The following is a 25,900-nucleotide window of genomic DNA, read 5'->3' as shown; positions in this document are numbered from 1 at the left end:
CGCGATCGAACCCGCCCCACTCCGATCGACGTCGACCGACGATCGACGTACGCACACCCATGACAGATATCGGCCACAAGCTCATCTGCGAACTGCACGGACCGAACGACCTCGTCGAGTACGCCCGACTCGCCGACGAGTCGGCGTTCGACTTCGCGATGATCTCCGATCACTACCACCCGTGGCTCTCGAGTCAGGGCGAGAGCCCGATGGTCTGGAACGTGATCGGTGCCATCGCGGAGGCGACCGACGACCTGCCGCTGGGTACCGGCGTCACCTGCCCGACGACCCGCATCCATCCTGCGATCGTCGCGCAGGCGGCCGCGACCGCCGGCGTCCAGCTTCCCGATCGGTTCTTCCTCGGCGTCGGGACCGGCGAGAACCTGAACGAACACGTCACCGGACAGCGGTGGCCCGAACACGCCGTCCGCCTCGAGATGCTCGAGGAGGCCCTCGAGATCGTCCGCACCCTCTGGGAGGGCGAGACGACGAGCTACCGCGGCGAATATTTCACCGTCGAGAACGCCCGGCTGTACACCATCCCCGACGATCCGCCGCCGATCCGGATCGCCGCCGACGGGCCGAAGGCGGCCCGGATGGCGGGCGAACACGGGGACGGCCTCATCGCGGTCGAACCCGACGCGGACCTGGTCGAGACGTTCGAGAGCGCCGGCGGCGAGGGCGACCCCACCTACGGCGAAGTCGCCGTCTGTTACCACGAGGACGAACGAACGGCGATCGAGCACGCCCACGAACGCTGGCGTCACGAGGGAATTCCGGGGGAACTGCTGTGGGAGCTTCCCACCCCCGCACACTTCGAACAGGCCTCGCAGTCGGTCTCCGAGGACGATATCGCGGAGCTCATCACCTGCGGTCCGGACCCCGACGAACACGTCGAGACGATCCGGGAGTACGTCGACGCCGGCTTCGACCACGTTGTCGTCCACCAGATCGGGTCGAACCAGGCCGAGTTCGTCGAGTTCTACGAGAACGAGGTGCTGCCGGCGATCGAGTGACGATCGATCCGGCGGCGGAGAAATCGGCGGTCGTCTGGACGGCGGTTCCGACGACCTGCGGCTGCGGGACGGACCCTGCGGCTTCGGGGTGGACCCGGACGTCAGTCCTCGGTCGATTCGTCCGCCGCTTCTTCTTCCTCCTCGACCGCGACGTCGTCGACCCCTTCCGCCTCGTCCAAGTCCTCGAGGTCTTCGACCTCCTCCCGCGGGGCGTTCTGCGTGCCGAGGTCACTGTTGCCGTCGGATACCTCGTCGCGGTCGCGACCGACGCGCTCGAGTTCCTCTTCGATCTCCGCTTCGCGTTCGGCCTCCTGTTCACGGGCTCGGTCGACGTTGTCTTCGGCCATGACGTGCGTGGTTGGGCCGGGAGCCGTTTGGTCACCGGGCCGTCGAGTGCAACGTCGTCCGCGTCCTGCGGGCGGACATTCCTCGGTTGCCGGACTTCCCCGGCGACACGAAAGACAGATAAAAGGCCACGCAGTGTGAACGGGTAGATATGGACGTTCCGTACGACCTCACCTCGTACGTTCGGGTGTTGAAGATGGCGACGACGCCCACGACCGAGGAATTCGTTCAGGTGTCGAAAATTGCCGGTGCAGGTATCCTGCTCGTCGGCTTCATCGGTTTCCTCATCGGCGGGATCATGCTCTTGCTGACCGGTGACGCCGGTGGTGCATTCTAATGGGCATCTACGCCGTCAAGACCACCGCGAGCCAGGAACAGACCGTCGCTGATATGATCATCAACCGCGAGGAGGAGGAAGTCCACGCCGCGCTCGCGCCCGACTCGCTGACCTCCTACGTGATGGTCGAGGCCGACGGCAACGCCGTCCTTGAGCGCGTCCTCGAGGACATCCCGCACGCGCGGAGCATCGTCCCCGGCGAGTCGGACATCTCGGAGGTCGAGCACTTCCTCTCGCCCAAGCCGGACGTCGAGGGGATCGCCGAGGGCGACATCGTCGAACTCATCGCCGGGCCGTTCAAGGGCGAGAAGGCCCAGGTCCAGCGCATCGACGAGGGCAAGGACCAGGTGACGGTCGAACTGTACGAGGCGACGGTCCCGATTCCAGTGACGGTCCGTGGGGATCAGATCCGCGTGCTCGACAGCGACGAACGATAGGCGATCAGTACGCGATCAGCGGGGCGTCGCCACGCTGAATATCGGAACGGACGGTAGTTCCGTTCTACAAGCGGTTGCACCTGCGAGCGGATCGATCACTTCCACGAACGATTTCGCCGATCGGGAACGAGTTGCGTCGCTCGAGTGCTACTAACGAGGGGCCGAATTTCTACTGACGGGTCCCCACTGCGGGGGCGTAACTCGAGTACACGAATCGACGACTGCCGACGCTGTTCCTGCCGGTCGCTCCGAGACGGCCTCGTGCGTTACCGTTTCAGTTCGGTCGCGATCCGTTCCATGTCCGCTTCCGATTCGATCTCCTCTAAGAGTTCCTCGCGTTCGCGGACGTCCTCGGAGTCGGCCCCGTACGCGCGGACGTACTCGGCGCGACTGTGTTCGGTAAAGGCGTGGCGGATCGCGAGATAGCCGTCGGGAACGACAGTCCCACAGACCTTACACTCCCGGCGTTCGTGCTCGGTCGCCTGATGCACGACGGCCGACTCGACGTCCTCGAAGACGACTCCACAGCCGTCGATTCCGCATTCCCAGGCCATTCGTCCACACATCGTCGGGCGGGCATAATGGGTTTTTCGTCGTCGGCGAAGGTACAGGGAACGGGGCAAATCAGAATCACTAACTCTCCGCTCGGCAAAGAGGTGGCCGTGACCGAACGAGCGCGGTCTCGCGTCGACTGCCACGTGAAGGTGCTCGACGACCAGGTCGTCGAGCGGGCGAAACGTGCCGGACTCGACGCGATCGTCTACGCACCACACTTCACGCGCTACCCCGAGATCCAGCAGGAGGCCGAGACGTATTCGAGCGACGAGTTGCTCGTCGTCCCGGCCCGCGAGGTGTTTACCGGTCCCTGGCACGACCGGAAACACGTCCTCGCGATCGGACTCGAGGAGCCGGTGCCGGATTTCATCACCCTCGAGGCTGCGATGGCGGAGTTCGAACGGCAGGGAGCGACCGTCCTCGCGCCACATCCGGAGTTCGCCACGATGAGCCTCGCGGAGTCGGACCTCCACCGATACCGGGAGACGATCGACGCCGTCGAGATCTTCAACCCGAAACACCTCCCGTGGGACAATCGCGAGGCCCGATCGATCGCCGAGTCGCTCGATTATCCACCGTTTACGTCCTCGTACGCGCATCTCCCCCGTTCCGTCGGCGTCTGTCACACGGCCTTCGACGTGCCGATCGAGACCGAGGCAGACCTGCGAGACGCGCTCGAGGACGGCGTCGCCCGCCGGATCGTCTACGACAACGGCCTCGAGCGCGTTCGGACGACGGCCCGCGAACTCGGCCACCTCGTGTACGAGAACACCTGGGAGAAGACCGACCGATTCTTCCTGCAGGGACTCGAACCCACGCACCCCCACCACATCGCTTACGACGGGCGGTTCGAGGACGCCGCCGTCTACTGATCGGCCGGCGCGTGGCGCTTAGAGATCGACGGCCATCATCACCTCGTCGACGTAGTCGCCGTCGAGTTTGTAGTGGTTCTCGCGGACGGCTTCGGTCTCCCAGCCGTGCCCCTCGAGGAACGCGATCGCCTCCTCGTTGGTGGAGGGAACGCTCTGGTAGACCTTCTCGTAGCCGTTCGACCCGGCCCACTCGAGCCCACGGGAGAGGAGGTGTGAGCCGATCCCGTGGCCGCGATACTCCTCGAGGACTCCGACCGTGAGTTCGGCCGTGTGGCTCAGCTTCTCGATCTCGGGGGCGTAGAGGTGGACCCAGCCGACCACTTCCCCCTCGACCGTCGCGACGAAGAACATCCGCGACTCGATGTCGTTGTGCCGGAGCAACGCATCCTGGTGGTCGATCTCGTCGGCGACGCTCTCGGCTTCGATGTACGTGCGTTCCTCGGCGACCTGCCGGATCGCACCGACGACGCCGGCGAGGTCTTCCTGTCTCGCGGGCCGGATGTGGAACTCGAGGTCCTCGGAGACGTACTCCTCCTCGGTGCCGGCCTCGATGGTCACCCGGAGTTTCTCGTCGACCTCCTCGAGACGACCGTCGCGTTTCAGGATCGCGACGTGGTGGCGGAATCCGCCAGGATCGATCCCGACGCGCTCGCGGACCGCCTCCGGATCGACCGCGCCGTGGCGTTCGACGTACTCGTAGATCGCTTTGCGATCGTCGTGGCCGAACTCGAGGCTGTCGCTGAACTCCATGGGGTGAGATATCATCCCACACCACTTAATCGTTGGCCGCATACCGTAAGCACCGTTCTGCGTAGAACTTTCCCAGATGGTTTGGAACGGTCTTGTATGCACCAATCGTGTCAGTCTCGATCCGGTCCTCTGGAACGTCCGTGAGCAGCGTTTTGTGAAGATCGTGAAGGAGGTCGACAGAAATCTCACCGCCGCTGTCAAGTGTTTCAATACCCTCGTCGATAGCCTGCTCGTAGTTGAGAACCTCTTGGGTGTCTTTTGTCTCTGCCTCACTTGTGGTAGCATCGAGAGCAGAGTCATCTGTGTCCTCATCGAGACTACGGGTTTTGAGGCTGTAGAGGGCATTATCAGTTGTTGTGAATGCGATTTCTTTATTCACGAAACCGCGTGATGGTTCGTCGCCGATTCGCCTGTCATCGTTCGGATTTTCCACCCCACTGTTTCTCCGTTTCACTCCGATTTCTGGTACTGGTCGAACCTCGTCAGACCAGTACCAGAAATCGGAGAGAAATGCGAAAGTCACCGGATGAGATAACTCATGTGTGATGGGGAAAATCAGCAGGAGAAAATCACGTTGAAGACTGAATAAAGAAGTCGTATTTACAACAACTGTTGTTCCTTCCACTTTGTGAGGAATTCCCATCGGAATATTCGGATTCGCGATCGAGGCGGTCCGACGTTGAGGTAACCACCTGTTCGGTCCCCGTCGCAACGGGAACGAAACACCGGAGGCCTAACTTCCAACTCGGCGGATGGCGAGGTTTCGTCATCCCCGCATCCCACTGTTTGTAATTGCGAACGAAAGTACTACCCCAGTCGCTCATGCAGGAGTCTCAATAGGCGCGTCACGTATCTTTCGGGAGGTATGACGGACGACCGTTCAGTTCCGGGCGGCGACGCGTAGCGAGTACGCGATGGTGACAAGCCCGGTCAGTTGGAAGAGCCGTACCATCAGACGAAACATATTCTGGTAGCGGACCGGGACGATCCGAAAGGTGATGAGACCTTGGCCGACCAGAGCGGTGACGTAGGTTACGACGAAAAGGATGATCATCCCGGCCGAAAGGTACTTCATCGAACGGTCGTCGTTGCGTCGGAGGCCGCGGTAGGCGTGGACGCCGATGTAGAGTCCGACGGCGGCCGACCCGGTCGCCGCGGCGCCGGCGGCGAGGCCGATGGCCGAGGTGAATCCGACCATCTCAGAGGTCACCCCACATCTGCGAGAGTTCGTCGGCGACATCGTCGCTGGTCCGATCAACCGTCCAGTCCAGCTCACCTTCGTCGATCGTCAGCTCGAACCGGTCAAGTGCGGAAACATACACCGTCTCGTGATGGCCGTCGCAGCGGGGCCTGGTCCGCTCCTTGAGGAGATCGAAGCGGCGCAGCCGATCGACGCGCCGATAGATCGACGTGACCGATAGATCGCACCGTTCGCCGAGTTCCTTCGCCGAAAGCGGTTCCACGCTCGTCGCGACGATGATCGACAGGACGTAATCGTCGTCCAACAGCGCCGTGATGTCAGTCAGGTCGAGATCCTCGTTCACAGACTTGTCTGTCATACCAGTGAAAAATAATTTGCGCTCAATCGATCGAGTCCCCGGACGGTGCGGCGGCTCGCCTGTCGGGCCATGGCGTCCAGGCGGACGGGGACGCGCGGTTCGGCTCATTCGTCACTCCCCAGCAAATAGGTAAACAGATTCCTCGATCCGACACCGTCAGTACCGTATAGAACGCTGATACCGGTCGCGTCAGGGCTGTCGCTCAGATCGACCTCCGCCTTGTCTCCCGGTCCCACGCTGTCCCGGCCGGGCCAGAGGGGCTCCTTCTCAATCTCATTGTAATCGTCGTCGAAGTCGACGTCATACCACAGCCAGTCCGCGTCGATCTCCTCGCCCGCCTCGTGGTGAAGGGTCACCGACTGAGCCTCGGCATCGAACGACGCGCCCCAGGTGACCTGCGGCGGATCGTTGAGCGCGTCCCGCCCGCGGTTCGGCGCGAACGGAACACGCGCTTCGACGGTCGCGAACCTGCCGTCGACGCCGACGTCAGCCGTCTCCACTTCCGTGGTCAGCTCGTAGGGCTCATCCTCCAAGGCTAATTGAATTCGGTCCACGGACGGCTCGATGTCGGGCGGATACCGCTCGGTCAGGAGATGATACGCGGCGTCGTCGTCGGTCCGAAACGCGTCGGCACCGATTTCGGCCAGCGCCGGTCTGAGTCCCGGGTGGTCGCCGCCGACGTAAAGCATCCGGCTCGCACCGACAGCCTCGGTGATGGCCGCGAACGCGTCGTTCGCCTCGTGATAGCGCTCGACGTGGCCGTGTCCAGCGTCGATCGTGGCTTCGAGATCCGGTTCGTCGTGGACTTGGCGGCTCGTCCAGACGATCGCGTTGTCACTCACCGCCGCACGCCGTGGAACGTCCGACCGAGCGTACAGGTCGTATTCGCGGTACGTCCCATCCGGTTCGTAGCCGGTTTCCGCAAGCGTCGATTTGACGGCGGCGGTGGAGAACTCCGCTTCGATCACGGTGGCGAGGTTCGTCACCACGAGGTTATCGTAGTTCTCGTATCCGATTCCGAAGTAATCCAGTTCAGTCCGCAGGGCGCCGCGACGGGCGACAAACTCCTCGGGAACCGGTCCTTCGAAGGGGCCAGGCGCTACGTAGGTGATGACCCAGTCGTCGTGAGATGTCCCCTGCGCTGGGAGCCATCGCCGGTAGTTCGGAGGGGTCGCATCGGGGACGTCGACTCGCGCGTAGGACGGCTTAGTGCCGAGTGGCGGGAGCCCGGAGAGACATCCCGATGTGCTGGTCGTCAGCGCCATCGACGCGGTCGCTAGGCCCGCTCGGAGGAAGGAACGACGGGACGATTGGGAGGGCTCGTCTTTGGATGGCATCTTCACATCCGGACAGGAGAACCCTCAACTCATCAATCCAACTCGTCGACCGCGATAGCGCGCAGTTCGACGATGGATTTATGATGGACAAGGCGAACAACCAGCATCCTCAGCGCCCACACGATGAGCGAGTACCTGAAGCAACATCGCCGCTGGTACTTGGGTATCGGACGCTGGCTCCCGCACTCGCCGGTCAAAATACAACTCATCAAGTGGCCGCGGATGGCCGTCTAGACCTTCGGAATCTGCGGAAGCCTGATCTTCTTCCCATTGTGGTTCTCGACCCGCCGTTAATCAGTAGTCCATCGGAGCAGCCGACCTGCCGTAATCGGATACTGTGACCGATATCTCGAGCAACAGAAACTGCCAACCAAAATCATGTATAGTCGATTATTCGACTTACCATAGGGGCCGGAAAAATACAGTTACTATCGAATATCAACCGTAATTTTGTAATTCTGCGGGGGAGGTTCCGATAGCTATTAACTAATTGGGATAGTGGGTGTTTCCATGGTGGGTGGTATGGTAACACAGATCACTATTCGCGAATCCCTGGCCGAAAGCACGTGGCCGAGACACCGAACGTGGGGATTGGGATGGTCGACACTGGGTTGAGTCACGCCATCCTGAACGGACTCGTCACAGGGAGTTTCATCGCGCTGGGGGCGATCGGACTTTCGCTCGTCTACATCATCGCAGACGTACCCAACTTCGCCCACGGCGAGCTATTGATGTTGGGTGCCTACTTCGCGCTCCTCGTGAATTTGCCGGGGACAATGCCGGTGATGACCTACGTTAGCGGCGGTGATCAGGGAGTGGTGCTCCTTGGCGCGGTGATCCTGTTCGGCCTCACCGCGGTAGGGACCCTTGGCGTCATCTACCTGCTCGGCGGCTGGCAATCGTTCAAAGGGGCGTGGTGGCCGATCGACGTCCATCCGTGGGTCGCCGTCGTCGTCCACGTCTGCGTTGCGCTCCTACTCGGGGCCTACGTTGCCACCGGCGTACCGAGCATGCTGCCTGCGTTCGTCCTGTCGGCGGTACTGCTCGCCACAATCGCACCGCTTTTCGATAAATACGTCTTCAGACGGTTCAGGGAAGCGGACGCCTCGCTGGCGGTGATGCTGATCGCCGCAATGGGACTGGCGTTTTTCCTCCGGTACACGGCACACGCGGCGTACGGCGGGTCCGTCAGGCGGTACGAGTACCCCCGGGTTCGCTCGATCTTCGGTCAGGAGATCAACGTCGCGGCGGCGAAGTACTTCGACTTCTACGTCAGCGACGGGGGCGTCACGTTCCGGGTGACCGACACGGCGGAGGTGATGGGGGATCCGATCGTCGCGTCCCTGGAGTACGGGTGGCCCGCGTTCGTCGTCCTCGTCGGCATCACCGCGTTCGCGAGCTACGCAGCCTACCGATGGCGGCGATCGGGACTCGGCGAACACGAGTCGGCACAGACGATCGGCCCGAAGCTAGTGGGATCGCTAACGGGCGTCCTCGTCCTGCTCGTCCTCGCAGCGCTGCTCGCCCGGCCGGGTGGGAGCCCGGATGAATTCTTCTACGCGACCCGGATTCGGACGTCCGTGATGCGGCTCTCGGTGATCGCACTAGCAGGAGCGCTTATGATCGCGCTGCACGCGCTACTGAAGGAGACGAAACTCGGAACCGCCATGCGGGCGGCCTCGGACAACCTCGATCTCGCGAAGGCGACCGGAATCGACACCGGTCGCGTCATGATGACGACGTGGATCATCGCAGGCGCGTACGCCGCCGTTGCCGGCGTCACCGTTGGAATGTTGTTTCACAACATCGTCCCCAGCATGGGCTTTTTCCTGCTGTTGCCGATGTTCGCGGCCGTCATCTTAGGCGGACTGGCGTCGGTCTACGGTGCGATCGTCGGTGCGTACACGGTCGGTATCGCGATGGAGGTCGGCATCTGGACGTTCGGCTTTAGCGGAGTCCACCGTACGTCAATGGCGTTCCTCGTGCTCTTGCTGGTGTTGCTCGTCAAACCGGAGGGGATCATCGGACGGTGATACCATGTCAGCATCCGGCCTCCTGATCCACATCAGCACGTTCGTGGCGATCTTCGCCCTGCTCGCGCTCGGATTGAACATCAAGTTCGGTTACGCCGGCCTGCTCGACTTCGGTCACGTCGCGTTCTTTCTGGTCGGGGCCTACGTGACGGCGCTGTTCGTGCTACCGCCGCCCGAGGAGTATCCGATTCAGACCTTCGCGTTCGGGCTAAACATGCCCTGGAGTGTCGGCTTGCTCGCCGGTACGCTTGCAGCCGCGCTGCTCGGCCTACTGGTTGCGCTTCCCGCAATCAGGCTGCGCGCCGACTACCTCGCTATCGCCCTCCTCGGCGTCTCGGTCATTCTCGTCCGCGTCGTCCAGACCGAGGGGTGGCTGGCGAACGGTCCCGACTCGCTGCGCGGGTTCGACCAACCGCTGCGACATCTCTTTCCACTACCAGGGGAGGGCCTCACCGCGGCGATCGTCTTCGGTGGGATCGTGTTCGTCGTCTGGTCCGTACTCCTGTTCTTCGTGGCAAAGCTGTCGATACTCGACGCCCGCTCGACGCTCGGCGAACGCTCGCTACAGGGTCTGCTCGCAGCCGTCACACTCGGCGTGGGCTACGTCGCCGCGGCCCGTTCACGTCGATCGCGGACCGATTCCGGTCTCGAACGAGGTCACCTCGCGCTCGCACGGCCGCGAGACTACTGGCCGCTCTTTTCGGCCGCGTTCGCGTTGGGCACGGCCGGTGCCGTCGGTTCGATAGCTGGCTATCATACGTGGACGTTGTTCGGTCTGCTCGGAACGGCGTCGATCGCTACCTGGGTCGTCGCGGGACTCGAGGCTCGCGAACACTACGAGGAGTACACAGCTCGAGAGTGGCTCGTTGGGCTGGCAATCGCGCTAGCCTTCCTCGCGACGCTCGTGCCCGCTCGCCAGTTCGGGGAGGGCCACGGTGACGCGGTGACAGCCACCGCGACCGTACTGACTCTCGGCCTGATCGCGGCGTTGCTCAGCGGCCTCTATCTCGGCTACAGACGGTGGGAGACGCTGCCGTTGGAGGGATCGTTCCTCGGCGTCGTCGGGATCGCGACGGTCTGGCTGCTTGCCATCAGGTACTTCGTCGTCTCGTTGCCCGGTAGCTCCCTCTCGGGGATGCGATCGACGACGGTGCAGAACCTGCTCTGGCTCGTCAACTTCGGTCCCGTCAGCTACGATCTCGATTACAGCCGATTCTTCCTCGTCGCCGTCGTCGCGACGGTCGCCGTGGTCTACGTTCTCATGGAGGCGACCGCGAGGTCCCCATTCGGCCGCGTACTCAAGTCGATCCGCGAGGACGAGGACGTCGCACTCGCGCTCGGAAAGAACACGTTCTCCTACAAGGTCCAGAGCATGATACTCGGCAGTGCTGTCGCCGGCCTCGCCGGTGGCTACTACGCCATCTTTCTCCGATCACTGAACTACGAGATGTTTCAGCCTATCATCACGTTCATCGTCTTCCTCATGGTGATCCTCGGCGGGAAGGCAAACAACAAGGGCGTCATCCTCGGGGCGGCGATGTACTGGATCTTCGTCCGGTTCACCATCGAGTTCGCGGATATGTTCCCGCCCGGTGTGGCTGACCGGATTACCATCCTTCGAAACGCGATCATCGGCCTCCTGTTGATCGGAATCCTCTACTACCGTCCGTCGGGCCTGTGGGGCGAAGAGCGGTTCCTCTCGGAGGTGGAGGGCGAATGAACGAGTCGAACGCGGAAGAAAACGTGACTGCCGATCGCGTCGATGCCGAGTCTGCCGAAATCGACGTCGAACGGACGGATGCCCGCGACGAACCCGACACCGAGCGTGACGTCATCCTTGAAGTCCGCGACCTCCGGAAGGTCTTCGACGGGGTCGTGGCCGTCGACGGGGCGTCGTTCGACCTCGAGCGAGGACGGATCACCGGCCTGATCGGACCCAACGGTGCCGGAAAGACCACCACGTTCAACCTGATCAGCGGATTCTTCGATCCGGACGGCGGTGAGATCCTGTTTGAGGGGCGGGATCTGCGTGAGATCATGCGCCCGAGCAGTGCGGAAAATCGCATCTGGGTAGGCGCAGTCGGCGCGACCGGTGGGGCGCTGACGTTCGGCGCGGCTGCGACGGTGGGGGCGAGTTCCCCGGAGCTCGCGGGTGCGACCGCCGCCGGAACCGCTGCGGGCGGCGTTCTCGGGGCTGGCGCGTACTACGGTCAAGAGTGGATTCGGCGTAACTACCTCGACTACCGTCCCAACCGCCCGTTCCAGGTGTCCCGGGCGGGTATCTCCCGGACGTTTCAGATCACCCGCGAACTACAGGGGATGACAGTCATGGAGAACATGCTGCTCGGCCCGCACGGCCAGCGTGGCGAGTCACTGCTCAACGCGTGGTTCCGGCCGAGAGCCGTGGGCGAGGAAGAGATCCAGATCCAGGAGCGAGCGGGAGAGCTACTCGAATTGCTCCAGCTCGACCACTTGGCCGACGAGTACGCGGGGAACCTGAGCGGCGGTCAGCGAAAGCTGCTCGAACTCGGACGTGTGCTCATGACGGACCCGGACCTGATCCTGCTCGACGAACCCGTCGCTGGCGTCAATCCCACGCTCCAGGAGACCCTCCTCGAACGAATCCAGGCCCTCCGGAACGAAGGGTACACGTTCTGTATCGTCGAACACGACATGGACGTCATCATGCGAATCAGCGACAGGGTGATCGTGATGGACCAGGGGAGCGTGCTCGTCGAAGGACCGCCGGAGATCGTCCGAACGGACGAGCGCGTCATCGACGCCTACCTTGGAGGATAACCGATGGCGATACTCGAAGCTCGAGACGTCGAAACCGGTTACGAGGACGCGAAGATCATTCATGGCGTGGACGTCGACGTCTACGCGGACGAACTGGTGACGCTGATCGGCCCCAACGGTGCTGGGAAGTCTACCCTCCTCAAGGCGCTGTTCGGCATGATCGAGTGCTGGGACGGGACGGTCGTGTTCAACGGTGAGGACATCACGAACCTGGAACCGCACCGCGTTACCCGGAAAGGGATCTGCTACGTCCCTCAGGTCGACAACATCTTCCCCAGTTTGACCGTCTACGAAAACCTCAGGATGGGGGCGTACATCCTCGACGACGTTCCCGAGGCGGCGCTGCACGACGTCTACGATCGCTTCCCGGTCCTCGAGGAGCGCAAAAACCAGGTTGCCGGCACGCTGAGCGGCGGACAACGTCAAATGCTCGCGATGGGGCGTGGTCTGATGGTCGATCCCGACCTGCTGTTCATCGACGAGCCAAGCGCCGGGCTGGCACCCGAACTCGTCGACGACGTGTTCGAGAAGATCGTCGAAATCAGGGACGACGGGACGGCAGTGCTGTTCGTCGAGCAGAACGCTCGGAAAGCGCTCCAGGTCTCCGATCGTGGCTACGTCCTCGAGATGGGCCGGAACCAGTTCGAAGGAACGGGCGACGAACTGCTCGAGAACGAGCAGGTCGAGGAGCTCTACCTCGGTGGGTGACGGCAGTAGCCTACGCGGTTTCTTTCGGGAGTGACGCCAGTGACCTGTCGCAGGGAGTTCGCTTGGCGAAAGCAGCGAAATTGCCAGCCGGCACTCGATCGGCACCCGGTACTACGACGGACGGAGGGTGAACCCGAGTCGAGGTGCCACTCCCCTTCGTGATCGCAATCCACCCCCACCGATCGACGACACTGACGAGTTACTCGATCAGACCCTCGAACTCCTCGGTCGGGATCGTCTCGAGCGACTCGGTATCGCCGTCAGTGATCTGCAGGATCGCGAACTGGTTCAGATTCTCCACGTTCTCCGTCATTTCGATCGGGCTCGAGGCACCGATGTACTGTATCTCTTCGCCGTCTTCGAGGAGTTCGACCGCTCGGTCGAACTCGCCGACGGTCACCTCCTCGCCCGGTTCGTTGGCAACCTCGAGGATGTTCCCCGCGATCGCCTCTCCGGTCGGTTCTCCTCCGGCCTGCATCGCCAGGGCCTGGAGAAAGAGCGCGTCGTAGGAGTGTGGGGCGAACAGCGTAACCTCCTCCAGCGGGAACTCCGCTTCGAACGTTTCGGCACCGATGGTCTCCTCCGGATCGGGCGTCGTCAGGTAGAACCCTTCGAGTATGTCCGAGAGGCTCCCGATGAACCCGGGGTCGTTCAGCCCTTCGCTGAGGACCCACTCACCCCCGTAGCCGCCCTCGTCCCACTGGATCATGATCGTCTCACCCTCGCCAGGATACCCAATGAAGCCGATCGCATCGGGATCCGGATCGAACAGCGCATCCAGCGTGGAGGTGAAGTCGGTTGCCTCTGGATCGTATCCGACGGAGGAGACGGTTTCGCCCTCGAAGTTCTCCTCGGCGATCGAGGCGAGACCTTCTCCGTACGGGTTGTCGATGTAGAGGAATCCGGCGGTGTCGGCCTCCAGATAATCGTCCAGGGTCCGGGCCATGACGACCCCTTGTTGGGCGTCGTTGGGTGCCGTTCGGCCGAAGAACTTCAGGCCGTTCACCCACCCCAAGTCCGCAAAGATCGGGCTCGTACTCGCCGGACTAACCATCATCACCCGGTCGTCGCCGACGACCTCGGCAATGGGTGCCGAGACCCCGCTCGAGGCTGCCCCGACGAAGCCGACGATGTTCTGTTGGGCGATCAGGCCCGCGTAGCGATCGATCCCCGCCTCGGGGCGCGTTTCACTGTCGCGGTTGTTCATCTCGATCGGCGCACCGAGTGGTCCGCCGGCGTCGTTGACGTGTTCGACCGCCAGATTCACGCCCGCTTCCATTCCAGCTCCGTAGGCCTCTAATTCGCCTGTGATCGGAAGAATCGATCCCATCGGAATTCCACCTTGGCGTCGCGCCGCTCCCTGAACACTCGCGATTCCGATCCCGCCGATTGTCCCCGCTATCTTCATGTACTGGCGTCTCGTTGCAGTGTACTCTCCAACCATGATGGGTGGTACCATCACACAATACCACAAAAAGGATTCCCGGGGTGGCGGACAGTTACTGACAAAATGAACTATTTATGCGATATTCGTGATGTTTTAACCGAGTGAAACAGAACGTTGGTACCCCTGCAGCAGTAGCGCTGCATCCTGAAAACGCTATCCCCCGGACCAATGAAATCACTCATCCCCGAGTAAAATCCGTGGCCACGGACGAACGATTCGTAACGAGGGGTACGAAAGGAACGCGAGAGCTACGTTGCGGGCTATCGACGGCGAAACACTGTTCGAGTCGAAACCTCCTTCTACTCTCAGTCGCTGATGAACTTGTTGTCCCGCCAGTTGACGCCCGTCTCGCCGGAACCGTGATCGCGCGGTCCTTCGACGACCTCGATATCGGCGGGCCGCTGTTCCCCCTCGACGATCCGGGTAGCCTCGAGTTCGCCGTCGCGTTCCGAGATGGCAGTCAAGGTCCCCTTCTCGGCGGCTTCGGCGATCTCACAGAGGACGAGGAACATCTCGTACTGCAACAGCGAGTTCTGCAGGACGGTCTCGCGGTCGCCCTTGAACGCCGCGAACTCGACGAGTTCGGACTCGATCTCCTCTTCCTCTTCCTCGTCCCAGCGGAAGGAGTTGCGCCGCTCGTCGGGCTCTTCCTCGTAGACCCGGTTTTCGGTGACGCTGGCCTTCAACTGCGCGGTCGGCGTGTACTTGCTCACCGACTGGTCCTCGGCGACGGCCTTGAGAATGAGCGTGTTGTTTCGCCGCGTGATCTCCACGTCCTCGATGCCGTCCGGGAACTTCGCCTCCTCGAGGTGGTCGCGCAGGTCTTCGAGGGGCAGTTCGAGCGTCGAGTGCAACCGATATACGTGTCTGGATTCCTCTGTTGACATAGTGGGGGGATGATTGCGGCGAGAGTCGCTACTGCCGAATACGGGCGCGTGACTTATATGATCTGCTATTAACTACGTTACCGATACGTCCGGATAAATTTAGCCCCGGCGATCGAAAAACCGGTTCCGGAAGAGACGGAGATCGCGAAACCGTCAGACTGCGTCGAGCGTCTCGGCCAGTTCGTCCCGCTCCTCGAGTTCGGCGAGGACGTCCGACCCGCCGACGAACTCGCCGTCGACGAACGTCTGGGGGATGGTCTCCCAGCCGCTGTGTCGCTCCAGGGCTGTGCGGTACTCGTCGAGCGACTCGAGGACGTCGACCGTCTCGTACTCGTCGCGGTACTGGTCGATCAGGCCCAGCGCCCGGCGGGAGTAGCCACACTGGGGCATGAGTTCGGTCCCCTTCATGAAGAGGACGACGTCGTTGTTCGCGATAGCCTCGTCGACGCGTTCGTCGACCTCCTCCTGCTCGAGTCCTTCGTTCGGTGGGAAGTCCATATCCGTCATATGCCGGTCGGGAGGGATAGACCTTGCGTCGTTCGGACTCGCGGCCGACTCGACCGGCCCGACGGGAACCCGGCACCCTCACAGTTCGGTCTCGATGACGTACCCCCACCGCTCGTAGCCGCGGGACTCGTAGTAGTCGTGCACGTCGCCCCTGGCCTGCGGCGAGGCGAGCGCGACGTACTCGCAGTCGCGCTCGGCCGCCCACCGTTCGACGAACTCGAGGAGTTCGGTCCCGTACCCCTCCCCGCGACGCGGGTCGTCGATCACGAGGTCGTAGAGCCAGGCGTGGCGGGTGTGGTGGAGGAACTCACCCTGGAGGACCCCAGCGACCCCGACGAGGTCGCCGTCGACGAATCCGCCGCAGCAGTGGTAGTCGTCCGCGCCGGTCCACTCGAGTACCGCCGCCGGATCCGCGTCGGTCCAGAGTTGTCGGAGGATCGGCACGGCGGCACGGCGCTCCTGCTCGTCCTCGAGTCGTCGAACGTCCATGCGACTCGATACCGATCGGACGACAATAGCCGTTGGCCAGGTGTGTGGGTCCGTCGCAGGATCGAATCCGTCAGCCTACTGGCCGTCGGTCTCCTCCTCGCGGCCGACGAAGGTCTGGTACTTCAGGTCGTCGTCGCGCAGTTCCTCGAGGATCCGTTCGACCAGGATCTCGTCGGGGTCGTGGAGCCCCGAGACGCGCTCGGAGAGTTCCTCGAAGCTCTCGAACGGTTTTCGCTTGCGCTCGTCGAGGATGCTATTGCGGAGTTTCTTCCCGATGCCCGGCAGCAGGTTCAGCTGGTGGAGCCGCAGCGTGATCGGCTGGGCCTCGTTGTAGAAGTCGACGAACCGCGCTTCCTGTTCCTCGACGAGGTCGGCCACGACGTACTCGAGCTCGGACTGGGCTCCGGACGAGAGGTCCTCGTACTCGACTTCGCGGGCCTCGAGGACGACCTCGCGTTCTGTGGCGGGTTCGACGACGACATCGCTGCCGATGGTGAGCCGTTCGTCCTCGTCGAACGCGACTTCGTACAGCGAGAAGTCCTCGACGTCGAGGGCGTAGCCCGCGGGCGACTTCTCGTACTGGGGCCGGGCGTCGTCCGACAGTCCGTGGGCGAGGTAATCCAACACGACCGCGCGACGCACGTCCGTCCCGTCGCTGTCCGCTTCGCTCATTGGCTGTGGATACGGGGACGGCGTACTTAAAGAGTCGGCTCGCTATCATCCCGGTGAGCGAGCGTTGCCACCGAACGAACGTCGGGAGTGGACGCCCCTCGAGCGATTCGTAACGAACAGGAGACGTCGCGTTACGCGTACTTCGCGACGACGTCGAGAATCTCGTCGAGTTCGTCCCCGGACAGCGAATAGCGCTGCTGTGCGTACACCGATCGCAGTTCGTCCCGGTTGCGCGGCAGGAGGTTGGCGATCTTGTACGCCGTGGGCTCGTCGACCTTCTCTAACTCCTGCAGTTCGTCGACGAGCTGTTGGGCCTCCTCGGGCTCCAAGACGGCGAAGCGGTTGACGTGCTCGATCGCCCGCGCGAGTTCGTAGCGCAGCTCACGATCCTCGTCCAGCGCGCGTTCGGCCTCGATGTCGGCGAGGAGTTCCTTCGTTTCCGAGACGGTGAGATACTCCTCGTCGACGATCTCCTTGAAGATCGTCATCGTGGCTCAGACGCGGTCTTCCGAGCGGTTCTGGGCGCGCATGTGGGCGGCACCGACGATCAGCGTCTTCTCCTTCCCGCCGTCGGTGATCCGGACCTTGAACGCGTTGCCCTGTTTGCCGACGACCTCACCCGTCTGTCCGTCGAAGCGCGGGTGGAACCGGCCCTTGTGGACGCTCGGGTCGATCTTGAGGTGGACCTTCTCGCCGGTCTCGTACTCCTGAATCGCGCGCTGTGGCGGGGACGTACCGCTGTCTCGAGGATCGTTCGCGAGTTTGTTCCGGGTTCCCTGACGAGGGCCATTGGAGTTCGGCATAGTCGTACGACGCGGTTGGCCGGTGACGGTTATAAAACACACGTATTCGGGCGCACGTCGGGCCGTCGGTCCCGTGGATGGCGTCCGTCGGCAGGGATTCGACACACCGGGCCGCTCCAGCGGTGACGCGTGGCCAATCCCGTCCCGTGCCGACCGGAAGCGTGTGGTTATAAGTGCCATTAACGATGTTAATCAATTATGGGAGACACGACACCAGTGATCGTGAGTGCGGTTCGGACGGCACAGGGCAAAGAAGACGGTGCGCTGGCGGACATCCGCAGCGAGGACCTCTCGATTCCCCTCGTGAACGAGATGCTCGCGGAGACCGGCATCGACAGCGAGCAGGTCGACGACCTCGTCTGGGGCTGTGCCCAGCAGCGCGAGGAACAGCGCAACAACATCGCCCGACAGATCGCGCTGTTCTCCGATCTCGGCGAGAACGTCCCGGCGACGACGGTCGATCGACAGTGTGCCTCCTCGGCACAGGCGATCATCCAGGCGACGGACGCGATCCGGGCCGGCCGACAGGAGGTCGTCTTCGCCGGCGGCGTCGAGAGCATGAGCCGCGTCAAGATGGGCGCGGCCGACAGCGGCTCGATGTACCCCAAACTCGACGAGGTCTACGGCATGGAGAACCTCCAGATGGGGGTGACGGCCGAGAAGGTCGCCGAGGAGTTCGACATCTCCCGCGAACAGCAGGACGAGTTCGGCGCGCGCAGCCAGCAACGCGCCGTCGAAGCGACCGAGGAGGGCCGGTTCGACGACGAAATCGTGCCCCTCGAGACCGACGAGGGCGTCCACGACGAGGACGAAGGACTGCGCCCTGGCACGACGACCGAGAAACTCGCCGACCTCCCCACCGTCTTCAAGGAGGACGGCACGGTCACGCCCGGTAACGCCTCCCAGATTGCCGACGGCGCGGCCGGACTGCTCATCACGAGCAAGGCGTTCGCCGAGGAGCAGGGCCTCGAGATCATGGCCGAGGTCGGCACCAGCTACGTCGCCGGCGTCGATCCGACGATCATGGGCGTCGGTCCCGTCCCCGCCACGGAGGGACTGCTCGAGCGCGCGGGTCGCGACATCGACGACTACGGTCTCTTCGAGATCAACGAGGCCTTCGCCAGCCAGACGATCTACTCCGCGCAGGAACTGGGCATCCCGATGGACCGGCTGAACGTCAACGGCGGCGCGATCGCCATCGGCCACCCGCTGGGTGCCTCGGGCGCACGCCTCCCGGTCACCCTGATCCACGAGATGAACCGCGAGGGCGTCGACCGCGGCATCGCCACGGAGTGCGTCGGCTTCGGTCAGGGTGCGGCGATCGAGTTCGAGCTCCACTGAGCGGCGGTCGCTAGGCGTTTTGGTCTCTTCGCGAACGAAGTGAGCGAAGGTCAGCGAGAGCAAAGCTCTCGCCGGACAGATTTTGCGAGGGCGCTCACGGAGTGAGCGGCCGAGACAAACGGTGGTCGAGCCAGGGTGCGACGATCGCGTTCGAACGACCCTGAGCCGGTCGGCGCGCCGTCTCGAGGCGAAAGCCGTCCGGTCGAGTCGATCCCCGGTCGGTACGTCCATTTTGACGCGGTAGATAGATGTCCCTTGGTAACGTAGAACAGACTACTGAACGACGGCCCCCGACGGACCGCTCGTCGCTGCTACCCGACGCGGTGCCGTTCGACGGAGTTACGACCGACCGGTCGACGGCCCCTCGGGGCGTCTCGTTCCGCAGCACCGGGAGCACCGACTGCAACCACCGAACGGAGCCGTCGACGTCGTGCTACGCCGGAGAAACGACCAGCAACACCATGATTGCACCACCCACCGCGAACGGCCGACAACGAATCGAAGCGGTCGAATGTCCACACTGTACTCTGCGTTCCGAGGTGACGATTCCCGATGGGGACCTCGAGCCGAAGGTACGAACGTCGCGCGCGCTCTTCGGAGAGTACAGCGTCGTCAACTGCCCCGAGGGACACGAGTTCTGGGTCTACTTCTGCTGAGACCGTTCCCCTTCTCTGTATCCCGGTCTCGTTCCGTACGTGTGCGTCCGCTCAGACGTCGACCTCCTCGCGGGCGGCCTCGAGGTGGCGACGCTCGATGACGACTTCGTCGGCCTTCTCGTTGGCTTCGTCGGGGTCGTGCTCGGTCGCGACCTCCCGGATGGCCTTCATCGAGGCGTCCCGAACCAGCGCCTCGAGGTCCGCGCCGGTGTAGCCCTCGAGTTCGGCCGCCAGTTCGGCGACGTCGACGTCGTCGGCGAGGGGTTTGCCGCGGGTGTGGACCTCGAGGATCTTCTCGCGGGCCTCGCGGTCGGGTTCGCCCACGAGGACGTGGGTGTCGAGTCGCCCGGGGCGGAGCAGGGCGGGATCGATCTGGTCCTTGCGATTGGTGGCGGCGAGCACGACGAGATTGGGGTTCTCGCGCATTCCGTCGAGTTCGGTCAGCAGTTGCGAGACGACGCGTTCGGTGACCTCGTGGCTCTCGCCGCGGGCCGACGTGATGGCGTCGATCTCGTCGAAGAAGACGATCGACGGGGCGGCCTGGCGGGCGCGTTCGAACACCTCCCGGATCGCCTTCTCCGACTCCCCGACGTAGCGGTCGACGATCTCCGGGCCGTCGACGCGGACGAAGTTGACGTCCGTCTCGCCGGCGAGCGCGCGGGCCATGAGGGTCTTGCCGGTCCCCGGCGGGCCGTAGAGGAGGACGCCGGAGGGCGGATCGGTGTTGGTCGCCTCGAACAGCCTGTCGTAGGTCAGCGGCCACTCGACCGACTCCCGGAGTACCTGCTTGGCCTCCTCGAGGCCGCCGACGTCGGTGAAGTCGGTCGAGGGCGATTCGGCGACGTACTCGCGCATCGCCGACGGTTCGACCGACGCCAGCGCCTCGTCGAAGTGCCGTTTGTGAACGGTCGGATCGCTGTTCCACTCGGCCTGCTCGTCGGCGTCGGTCGGCCGGTCGCGGATGGCGGCCATCGCGGCCTCGCTGGCGACCGCGTCGAGGTCCGCCCCGACGAAGCCGTGGGTACGCCGCGCGATGGCCTCCACGCTGACGTCTTCGGCCAGGGGCATGCTTCGGGTGTGGACCTCGAGGATCTCCCGGCGACCCTGCTCGTCGGGGACGCCGATCTGGATCTCGCGGTCGAAGCGCCCGCCGCGGCGCAAGGCGGGATCGATCGAGTCGACGCGGTTCGTCGCGCCGATGACGATGACCTCCTCGCGGGCGTCGAGGCCGTCCATCAGCGTCAGCAACTGGCCGACGATCCGGTTCTCGGCGTCGCCGTCCTCGTCGCGCTGGCCGGCGATCGAGTCGATCTCGTCGAAGAAGATGATCGTCGGTGCGTTCGCCTCCGCTCGATCGAAGACCTCACGGAGCCGTTCCTCGGACTCGCCCTTGTACTTCGACATGATCTCCGGGCCGGAGACCGTCTCGAAGTTGGCGTCGACCTCGTTGGCCACGGCGCGAGCGATCAGCGTCTTGCCGGTCCCCGGCGGCCCGTACAGCAACACGCCCGAGGGGGGTTCGACGCCCAGCCGCTGGAACAGTTCGGGCTCCGACAGCGGGAGTTCGATCATCTCCCGGACGAGTTCGAGTTCCTCGTCGAGGCCGCCGATGTCCTCGTAGGTGACGCCGGACCCAGCCGTCCGCTCGACCTCGTACTCGCCGTCCTCGCCTGCGTCGCTCCCTTCGCGTTGCTCGGCCTCGAGAACCGGATCGTCGTCGGTCGAGTCGGTGTCGACGACCCGGATCGTGGTCGAACTCGTGATCCTGACGTCGCCCCGCGGATCGGTATCGACGACCTGGAACGGCTCGCCGCCGACCCCCTCGATGCGGATCTGCTCGCCGACGCGAACCGGCCGGTTGCGGAGCTTCTTGGTCGCCTCGCGCGTACCGATCCGCTCTTTGCCGTTGGCGATCGACGGCGGTGCGGCCAGCGTCACGCGCTCGGCGTCCTGGATCGTGGAGGTGTCTTTCGGTCGGACCGTGACGGAGTCGCCGACGTGGACGCCGGCGTTTGCACGCGTGTCGGCGTCGATCTGGATGACGTTGTCGGGGATCGACGGATCCGCGGGCCACAGTTTCGCGACCGTCCGCTCGGATCCCTGGATGACGACGGTGTCGCCGCTCAACACGCCGAGTCGGCGACGTACCTGTTCCGGAACCCGCGCGACGCCCCGGCCCGCGTCACGCTTCTCGGCGGCCCGAACCGAGAGCGTGATGCCGTCGGTGTCCGAGTCACTCATGCCCGTTCCTTTCGTGGCGGGTACCTTGAGAATTGTCCCATCGGCTCGCGTCCCCTCGCTCGAGGCCGGCCTACAGGGCAGCCTCGAGCAACCGATCGACGCCGCGGCGAATCCGTTCGGACGCGGACGGGCCGGAGATGCCCAGTCTACGGCCGACCTCCTCGGTCGAGGCTTGCCTGGGGACGGCGAAGTAACCGACTTCGTGTGCCGCGAGGAGCGCCTCGTACTGCTCCGGCGTGAGTCCGAACGGCGGATCGTCGGCGCTCGACTCCCTCGTGAGCTGCTCGAGCTGGAAGCCGACGCCCCGGTCGGTACAGAAGGTCCGGTACTCGGCGAGCGCCTCCCGGTCCGGGAAGCGCGCCCGGCCCCACCAGCCGTCGACGGTGACGATGCCACCGAGCGGCGTCGTCCCCAGTTCGACGTACTTCCGGTAGATCGGGACCGGCGGATCGCGAAGTTCGACCCGGTACAGCGTACCCCCGTCGAGTTCCTCGAGTACGGTGACGCCGGCCACCGTCGGATCGTCGATCAGTCCTTCGCGAATCGCGTCCTGGGGGTCGTCGACGACCCGACACACCATCACGGGCCGGTCGGGGTCGACGACGAGGATGCGTTCGACGTAGACCGTGACCTCGGGGACCGACGCGACCGCGTCCACTAGCGGTAACTCACAGGAGGTCAGCCGAAACTCGGCGATGAGACCCATACGCCTCTTTCCGCGCCCTGACTTAAACACCCTACTGTACGAGATACAAATTCATGTAAAAACCCGGTGTATGATGGGGTACGATGGCGACCGACGAACGATCCCCGCCCGAGATGCAACTCGAGACCTCGATCCGTCCGTACAACTACTACCGCAACGCCGTGGAGAAACACTGGGACCCCCACGAGATCGACCTCGAAGCCGACCGGGATGGCGCTGCGGAACTCCCCGACCCGGCCTTCGAGAGCCTCAAACAGTCCCTGGCGCTGTTCGGCGCTGGCGAGGAGTCGGTCACCGAGGACCTTGCGCCACTCGCGGTGGTGCTGGAGGACATCGAGGATCAGCTGTTCATCACTACCCAGCTGTACGAGGAGTCGAAACACACCGACTTCTTCGACCGCTACTGGCGGGAGGTGATCCACACGGAGGAGAAGCGCCGCGGACAGGAGCTATCGTCGCCGACCGACGAGCAGTGGTTCAACGAGCCATACGACGAACTGTTCGAGCGAAACGAGCGTGCGATGGCGCGCCTGCTCGAGGAGGATACCCCCGAAAACCGCGCGAAGGCCCACTGTCATTACCACCTGACGATCGAAGGGATCCTCGCCCAGACGGGCTACTACGGGCTCACGCTGGCCTACGGCGAGAACGAACCGGACCTGCCGGACCTCCCGGGGCTGGTCGAGGGGCTGAAACTGGTCCGCAGCGACGAGGGACGCCACGTCGGCTTCGGGATGGCGAAGCTCAAGGACCTCGTGATGAACGACGAGATCGATCCGGATCTCCTGCAGGAGACGGTCGACGAACTGGTGCCGCTGGTCCAGCAGAGCCTGACGGGCGACGGCGGCGCGAGCACCGAGAGCGGCCCCGGCCCCTCCCCTTCGGAGCTGTCGGAGTACGCCTACACCAAACACCAACAGCGGATGCAACAGATCACCTCCGCGAGCGAGGCCATTCCCGACGTCGAGCAACTGACGGAACTCGAGACGTAGGGATCCACGACGACGCGATCGACCCCGCACCGCCGACTCGAGGAAGAGACGGCACTGTCGCCGGAGAAACGCCTTTTGCCGCCCGTGGTGAACGCCTCCATATGGTCGTCCAGACCGAGCGCGACGACGAGACCTGGTGGGAGTGTGAGACCTGCGGGCTATTGTTCGACGAGAAGGCCGACGCGGCCGAACACGAGAAGCGATGCGACGACTCCGAGCCGGATTACATCCAGTAGGTCGGAAGAGACCGACGTCCCGAGCGGACCGTTCGCGGGTCGACCGGTGCGTTACTCGAGTCGCTCGCGGTGCTCGGCGGCGCGTTCGCGTGCCGCCTCGAGCGTGTGGGTCTCGGTCCAGCGCACGCGGCTACCGTCGCCGTAGGCCAGTGCCGTCTTGAGTTCGTCCCGGAGCACGCCGTGATCGACGGCCAGGACGGTCCCGTCGCCGTCGCCGAGTTCGTAGACGCCCGGGCGATCCGGCGCGCCGGCGACGGCGTCGCGATCCAGGTCGCGCCAGGGTTTCTGCAGGGGCATCGTCAGGGGCGTGGGTCATCCTCCGTCTCGGTGTCGTCCCGACCGTCTGCTCCGTCGTCGCCGTCGTAGTCGGAACCGACCAGTTCGTAGGCGTGTTCGCTCAGGTCGTCCTCGGCGAAGACGAACACGCGGCCGTCGACGACCTCGAGGTCTGCCTCGACCCGGATCGAGTGAGCCTCCGTCGTGACGGTCACGCCCGGGAACAGCACCTCCTCGTCGTCGGCGTCGAGCAGGACCCGGCCGACGCCGGTCGTCTCGAGGATGTCGTCGTGGGTGTCCCGGTCGTTGACGTAGGTCATGACGCCCTCGACGCCGTCGGGATCGGTCACGAGGACGTGGACGTTCTTGCCGGGTGGCGTCGTGATCGCGCCTTCGACGGGTTCGGGAGGTCCGTGGTAGAACACCTCTCGCCCGTCGAGGTACTCGACGACGACGCCGCCCTCGACGAGATCGACCCCGATCGTACTCGGGGCGACGTTGCTGCGTGCGCTCATGCCCGATCGTTCGATCGGACCGGGGAAAAGCGACACGTTCCGGGAGCCATCACTCGCTTCAGCGATGCTACCTGGTCGGCCGACGCTCGAGACGAACGGTACCCACTGGGTTGCCCTTGCGGCCGAACTTCGGGATACCGTCAGCCGTAAATACGGCGTCTGAGTCTGAGTTCGTATGGACGGCCGCGCCGTCGCCCCAGCAGCCGGCACGGTTCTCAACGCGCTCGCGACCGGCGTCGGATCGGCGTTCGCCATCGACCTCGAGACGACGGCCACCGTCGAACTGACCAACGACGGCGAGATCGTCGGCGAGGTCGCGGGCCAACCCGACGCGGACACGTCGCTCGTCGAGCGCTGCGTGGCGGTGACGATCGACGAGTACGCCGAGACGGCCGGCCTCGAGGGGGCCGACGTCGGTGCGCGGATTCGAACCGACAGCGAGGTGCCGATGGCCTCCGGGCTCAAGAGTTCCAGCGCCGCCGCGAACGCAACCGTGCTCGCGACGCTCGACGCGCTCGAGGTCCGGGACGCGGTCGATCGGATCGACGCCTGTCGGCTCGGCGTGCGCGCGGCCCGCGACGCCGGCGTCACCGTGACGGGAGCGTTCGACGACGCCAGCGCGAGCATGCTCGGCGGCGTCACCGTCACCGACAACACGGCCGACGCGTTGCTCGCTCGCGACGAACCGGACTGGCACGCGCTGGTCTACACGCCGCCGGAGCAGTCGTTCAGCGCCGACGCCGACGTCGCGGCCTGCGAACGGCTGGCCCCGATGGCCACCCTGATCGAGGAACTCGCGCTCGACGGGCGCTACGGCGAAGCGATGACCGTCAACGGCTTCGCGTTCTGTGGTGCGCTCGGGTTCCCGACCGGGCCGCTGCTCGAGGCCCTGCCCGACGTCGAGGGCGTCTCGCTGTCCGGGACCGGTCCCAGCTACGTCGCCGTCGGCGACCAGGAGACGCTCGAGGGGGTACGGGACCGCTGGGAAGAGCGCGAGGGAACGACACGGTTACTGCAAACGCGGACGGACGGGACACAAACGACATGACTGACGACACAGCCACGGACGGCGGGACGCCGGAGAACAGAACGCCGGAGGAGATGAGCCTCGACGAACTGCGCGAGGAGATCGAGACGATCGACCGCGAGATCGTCGAACTGATCGCCCAGCGAACCTACGTCGCGGATACGATCGCGCAGGTCAAGGAGGAACGGGGCCTGCCGACGACGGACGAGAAGCAGGAACAGCAGGTCATGGACCGGGCCGGCGAGAACGCCGAGCAGTTCGACGTCGACGCGAACCTCGTGAAGGCGATCTTCCGGCTGTTGATCGAACTGAACAAGGTCGAGCAGCGTGAAAATAGGTAGCGCCTCACGCGATCAC

General features: G+C 64.1%; 32 protein-coding genes. 14 read left to right on the top strand and 18 right to left on the bottom strand.

The window, feature by feature from the left end:
• Positions 1 to 59: 59 nt before the first annotated feature.
• The gene (locus TX79_RS09245) at positions 60 to 1,016 is read left to right on the top strand and encodes a TIGR03557 family F420-dependent LLM class oxidoreductase (protein ID WP_049927164.1); all 957 of its coding nucleotides are present in this window, start codon (positions 60 to 62) and stop codon (positions 1,014 to 1,016) included.
• A gap of 101 nt (positions 1,017 to 1,117) precedes the next feature.
• Here the strand turns inward: TX79_RS09245 and TX79_RS09240 are convergent, their stop codons facing one another.
• Positions 1,118 to 1,363, bottom strand: coding sequence for a hypothetical protein (locus tag TX79_RS09240; protein WP_049927163.1), 246 nt, complete (start codon positions 1,361 to 1,363; stop codon positions 1,118 to 1,120).
• A 149-nt stretch (positions 1,364 to 1,512) separates the two neighbouring features.
• Here TX79_RS09240 and TX79_RS09235 point away from each other — a divergent pair, with 149 nt between their 5' ends.
• On the top strand, positions 1,513 to 1,698 hold the full coding sequence (locus tag TX79_RS09235; protein ID WP_049927162.1) for a protein translocase SEC61 complex subunit gamma: 186 nt from the start codon (positions 1,513 to 1,515) through the stop codon (positions 1,696 to 1,698).
• On the top strand, positions 1,698 to 2,135 hold the full coding sequence (locus tag TX79_RS09230) for a transcription elongation factor Spt5 (protein ID WP_049927161.1): 438 nt from the start codon (positions 1,698 to 1,700) through the stop codon (positions 2,133 to 2,135). The genes TX79_RS09235 and TX79_RS09230 overlap by 1 nt, the downstream gene beginning before the upstream one ends.
• Positions 2,136 to 2,401: 266 nt before the next feature.
• Here the strand turns inward: TX79_RS09230 and TX79_RS09225 are convergent, their stop codons facing one another.
• A complete protein-coding gene (locus TX79_RS09225; protein ID WP_049927160.1) occupies positions 2,402 to 2,689 on the bottom strand; it encodes a DUF7565 family protein in 288 nt (95 codons plus the stop codon).
• A gap of 108 nt (positions 2,690 to 2,797) precedes the next feature.
• Here TX79_RS09225 and TX79_RS09220 point away from each other — a divergent pair, with 108 nt between their 5' ends.
• The gene (locus TX79_RS09220) at positions 2,798 to 3,562 is read left to right on the top strand and encodes a PHP domain-containing protein (RefSeq protein ID WP_049928339.1); all 765 of its coding nucleotides are present in this window, start codon (positions 2,798 to 2,800) and stop codon (positions 3,560 to 3,562) included.
• Positions 3,563 to 3,580: 18 nt separating this feature from the next.
• Here TX79_RS09220 and TX79_RS09215 read toward each other — a convergent pair whose 3' ends face one another.
• From TX79_RS09215 to TX79_RS09195, 5 genes are all read right to left on the bottom strand, one after another.
• A complete protein-coding gene (locus TX79_RS09215) occupies positions 3,581 to 4,312 on the bottom strand; it encodes a GNAT family N-acetyltransferase (protein ID WP_049927159.1) in 732 nt (243 codons plus the stop codon).
• A 25-nt stretch (positions 4,313 to 4,337) separates the two neighbouring features.
• Positions 4,338 to 4,955, bottom strand: a complete 618-nt coding sequence (locus TX79_RS19855) for a hypothetical protein (protein ID WP_230198563.1) — start codon at positions 4,953 to 4,955, stop codon at positions 4,338 to 4,340.
• A 237-nt stretch (positions 4,956 to 5,192) separates the two neighbouring features.
• Positions 5,193 to 5,510 carry a DUF7521 family protein gene (locus TX79_RS09205; protein ID WP_049927157.1) on the bottom strand — a complete coding sequence of 106 codons (318 nt, stop codon included), beginning with the start codon at positions 5,508 to 5,510 and terminating at the stop codon, positions 5,193 to 5,195.
• Between the two features lies 1 nt (position 5,511).
• Complete coding sequence (locus tag TX79_RS09200; RefSeq protein ID WP_049927156.1) at positions 5,512 to 5,871, bottom strand: winged helix-turn-helix domain-containing protein; 360 nt, start codon at positions 5,869 to 5,871, stop codon at positions 5,512 to 5,514.
• Between the two features lie 104 nt (positions 5,872 to 5,975).
• Positions 5,976 to 7,136: a hypothetical protein gene (locus TX79_RS09195; protein ID WP_230198561.1), complete on the bottom strand. Its 1,161-nt coding sequence runs from the start codon at positions 7,134 to 7,136 to the stop codon at positions 5,976 to 5,978.
• A 638-nt stretch (positions 7,137 to 7,774) separates the two neighbouring features.
• Between TX79_RS09195 and TX79_RS09190 the strand changes: the two genes are divergently transcribed.
• Genes TX79_RS09190 through TX79_RS09175 form a run of 4 tightly spaced genes read left to right on the top strand, consistent with a single transcriptional unit; the run spans position 7,775 to position 12,748 of the window.
• Positions 7,775 to 9,241: a branched-chain amino acid ABC transporter permease gene (locus TX79_RS09190; protein WP_230198560.1), complete on the top strand. Its 1,467-nt coding sequence runs from the start codon at positions 7,775 to 7,777 to the stop codon at positions 9,239 to 9,241.
• A gap of 4 nt (positions 9,242 to 9,245) precedes the next feature.
• On the top strand, positions 9,246 to 10,961 hold the full coding sequence (locus TX79_RS09185; protein ID WP_049927154.1) for an ABC transporter permease subunit: 1,716 nt from the start codon (positions 9,246 to 9,248) through the stop codon (positions 10,959 to 10,961).
• A complete protein-coding gene (locus TX79_RS09180; RefSeq protein WP_049927153.1) occupies positions 10,958 to 12,040 on the top strand; it encodes an ABC transporter ATP-binding protein in 1,083 nt (360 codons plus the stop codon). The genes TX79_RS09185 and TX79_RS09180 overlap by 4 nt, the downstream gene beginning before the upstream one ends.
• A gap of 3 nt (positions 12,041 to 12,043) precedes the next feature.
• Positions 12,044 to 12,748, top strand: coding sequence for an ABC transporter ATP-binding protein (locus TX79_RS09175; protein WP_049927152.1), 705 nt, complete (start codon positions 12,044 to 12,046; stop codon positions 12,746 to 12,748).
• Positions 12,749 to 12,947: 199 nt separating this feature from the next.
• On the opposite strand, the gene TX79_RS09170 is transcribed toward TX79_RS09175, so the two are convergent.
• From TX79_RS09170 to TX79_RS09140, 7 genes are all read right to left on the bottom strand, one after another.
• Positions 12,948 to 14,078 (bottom strand): ABC transporter substrate-binding protein, encoded by a 1,131-nt coding sequence (locus TX79_RS09170; protein WP_195892480.1) that lies wholly within the window; start codon positions 14,076 to 14,078, stop codon positions 12,948 to 12,950.
• A 422-nt stretch (positions 14,079 to 14,500) separates the two neighbouring features.
• Positions 14,501 to 15,082, bottom strand: coding sequence for a DUF7110 family protein (locus tag TX79_RS09165; RefSeq protein WP_049927150.1), 582 nt, complete (start codon positions 15,080 to 15,082; stop codon positions 14,501 to 14,503).
• A 153-nt stretch (positions 15,083 to 15,235) separates the two neighbouring features.
• Positions 15,236 to 15,580: a glutaredoxin family protein gene (locus TX79_RS09160; protein ID WP_049928337.1), complete on the bottom strand. Its 345-nt coding sequence runs from the start codon at positions 15,578 to 15,580 to the stop codon at positions 15,236 to 15,238.
• An 87-nt stretch (positions 15,581 to 15,667) separates the two neighbouring features.
• Entirely contained in the window at positions 15,668 to 16,078 is a 411-nt protein-coding gene (locus tag TX79_RS09155) for a GNAT family N-acetyltransferase (RefSeq protein ID WP_049927149.1), read from the bottom strand.
• A gap of 75 nt (positions 16,079 to 16,153) precedes the next feature.
• The gene (locus tag TX79_RS09150; protein WP_049927148.1) at positions 16,154 to 16,750 is read right to left on the bottom strand and encodes a DUF655 domain-containing protein; all 597 of its coding nucleotides are present in this window, start codon (positions 16,748 to 16,750) and stop codon (positions 16,154 to 16,156) included.
• Between the two features lie 131 nt (positions 16,751 to 16,881).
• Positions 16,882 to 17,238 carry an RNA polymerase Rpb4 family protein gene (locus TX79_RS09145; RefSeq protein ID WP_049927147.1) on the bottom strand — a complete coding sequence of 119 codons (357 nt, stop codon included), beginning with the start codon at positions 17,236 to 17,238 and terminating at the stop codon, positions 16,882 to 16,884.
• A gap of 6 nt (positions 17,239 to 17,244) precedes the next feature.
• Positions 17,245 to 17,553: a 50S ribosomal protein L21e gene (locus TX79_RS09140; RefSeq protein ID WP_049927146.1), complete on the bottom strand. Its 309-nt coding sequence runs from the start codon at positions 17,551 to 17,553 to the stop codon at positions 17,245 to 17,247.
• Positions 17,554 to 17,751: 198 nt separating this feature from the next.
• Here TX79_RS09140 and TX79_RS09135 point away from each other — a divergent pair, with 198 nt between their 5' ends.
• Both TX79_RS09135 and TX79_RS20135 read left to right on the top strand, forming a co-directional pair.
• Positions 17,752 to 18,894: a thiolase family protein gene (locus TX79_RS09135; protein WP_049927145.1), complete on the top strand. Its 1,143-nt coding sequence runs from the start codon at positions 17,752 to 17,754 to the stop codon at positions 18,892 to 18,894.
• A 248-nt stretch (positions 18,895 to 19,142) separates the two neighbouring features.
• Positions 19,143 to 19,550 carry a hypothetical protein gene (locus TX79_RS20135; RefSeq protein WP_449271620.1) on the top strand — a complete coding sequence of 136 codons (408 nt, stop codon included), beginning with the start codon at positions 19,143 to 19,145 and terminating at the stop codon, positions 19,548 to 19,550.
• Between the two features lie 51 nt (positions 19,551 to 19,601).
• Here the strand turns inward: TX79_RS20135 and TX79_RS09125 are convergent, their stop codons facing one another.
• Both TX79_RS09125 and TX79_RS09120 read right to left on the bottom strand, forming a co-directional pair.
• Positions 19,602 to 21,791 (bottom strand): CDC48 family AAA ATPase, encoded by a 2,190-nt coding sequence (locus tag TX79_RS09125; RefSeq protein WP_049927144.1) that lies wholly within the window; start codon positions 21,789 to 21,791, stop codon positions 19,602 to 19,604.
• Positions 21,792 to 21,861: 70 nt separating this feature from the next.
• Positions 21,862 to 22,497: a helix-turn-helix domain-containing protein gene (locus TX79_RS09120; protein WP_049927143.1), complete on the bottom strand. Its 636-nt coding sequence runs from the start codon at positions 22,495 to 22,497 to the stop codon at positions 21,862 to 21,864.
• Between the two features lie 83 nt (positions 22,498 to 22,580).
• Between TX79_RS09120 and TX79_RS09115 the strand changes: the two genes are divergently transcribed.
• Both TX79_RS09115 and TX79_RS19995 read left to right on the top strand, forming a co-directional pair.
• Positions 22,581 to 23,489 carry a ribonucleotide-diphosphate reductase subunit beta gene (locus TX79_RS09115; RefSeq protein ID WP_049927142.1) on the top strand — a complete coding sequence of 303 codons (909 nt, stop codon included), beginning with the start codon at positions 22,581 to 22,583 and terminating at the stop codon, positions 23,487 to 23,489.
• A 101-nt stretch (positions 23,490 to 23,590) separates the two neighbouring features.
• A complete protein-coding gene (locus TX79_RS19995; protein ID WP_049927141.1) occupies positions 23,591 to 23,725 on the top strand; it encodes a DUF7128 family protein in 135 nt (44 codons plus the stop codon).
• A gap of 51 nt (positions 23,726 to 23,776) precedes the next feature.
• Here the strand turns inward: TX79_RS19995 and TX79_RS09105 are convergent, their stop codons facing one another.
• Together TX79_RS09105 and TX79_RS09100 are read right to left on the bottom strand one after the other, a co-directional pair.
• Complete coding sequence (locus TX79_RS09105) at positions 23,777 to 24,022, bottom strand: DUF7508 domain-containing protein (RefSeq protein ID WP_049927140.1); 246 nt, start codon at positions 24,020 to 24,022, stop codon at positions 23,777 to 23,779.
• A 2-nt stretch (positions 24,023 to 24,024) separates the two neighbouring features.
• The gene (locus TX79_RS09100; protein WP_049927138.1) at positions 24,025 to 24,516 is read right to left on the bottom strand and encodes a DUF5796 family protein; all 492 of its coding nucleotides are present in this window, start codon (positions 24,514 to 24,516) and stop codon (positions 24,025 to 24,027) included.
• 175 nt (positions 24,517 to 24,691) lie between these two features.
• On the opposite strand from TX79_RS09100, the gene TX79_RS09095 reads away from it, so the two are divergent.
• Positions 24,692 to 25,564, top strand: a complete 873-nt coding sequence (locus TX79_RS09095) for a shikimate kinase (RefSeq protein ID WP_049927137.1) — start codon at positions 24,692 to 24,694, stop codon at positions 25,562 to 25,564.
• Positions 25,561 to 25,884 carry a chorismate mutase gene (locus TX79_RS09090; RefSeq protein ID WP_049927135.1) on the top strand — a complete coding sequence of 108 codons (324 nt, stop codon included), beginning with the start codon at positions 25,561 to 25,563 and terminating at the stop codon, positions 25,882 to 25,884. Before TX79_RS09095 ends, TX79_RS09090 begins: the two co-directional genes overlap by 4 nt.
• The last annotated feature ends 16 nt before the right edge of the window (positions 25,885 to 25,900 follow it).

Origin of the sequence: Halopiger goleimassiliensis (assembly GCF_000455345.1) — an archaeon.
GTDB lineage: Archaea > Halobacteriota > Halobacteria > Halobacteriales > Natrialbaceae > Halopiger_A > Halopiger_A goleimassiliensis.
The sequence above is the reverse complement of the archived record's forward strand: the minus strand, read 5'-3'. Positions and strand labels throughout refer to the sequence as shown.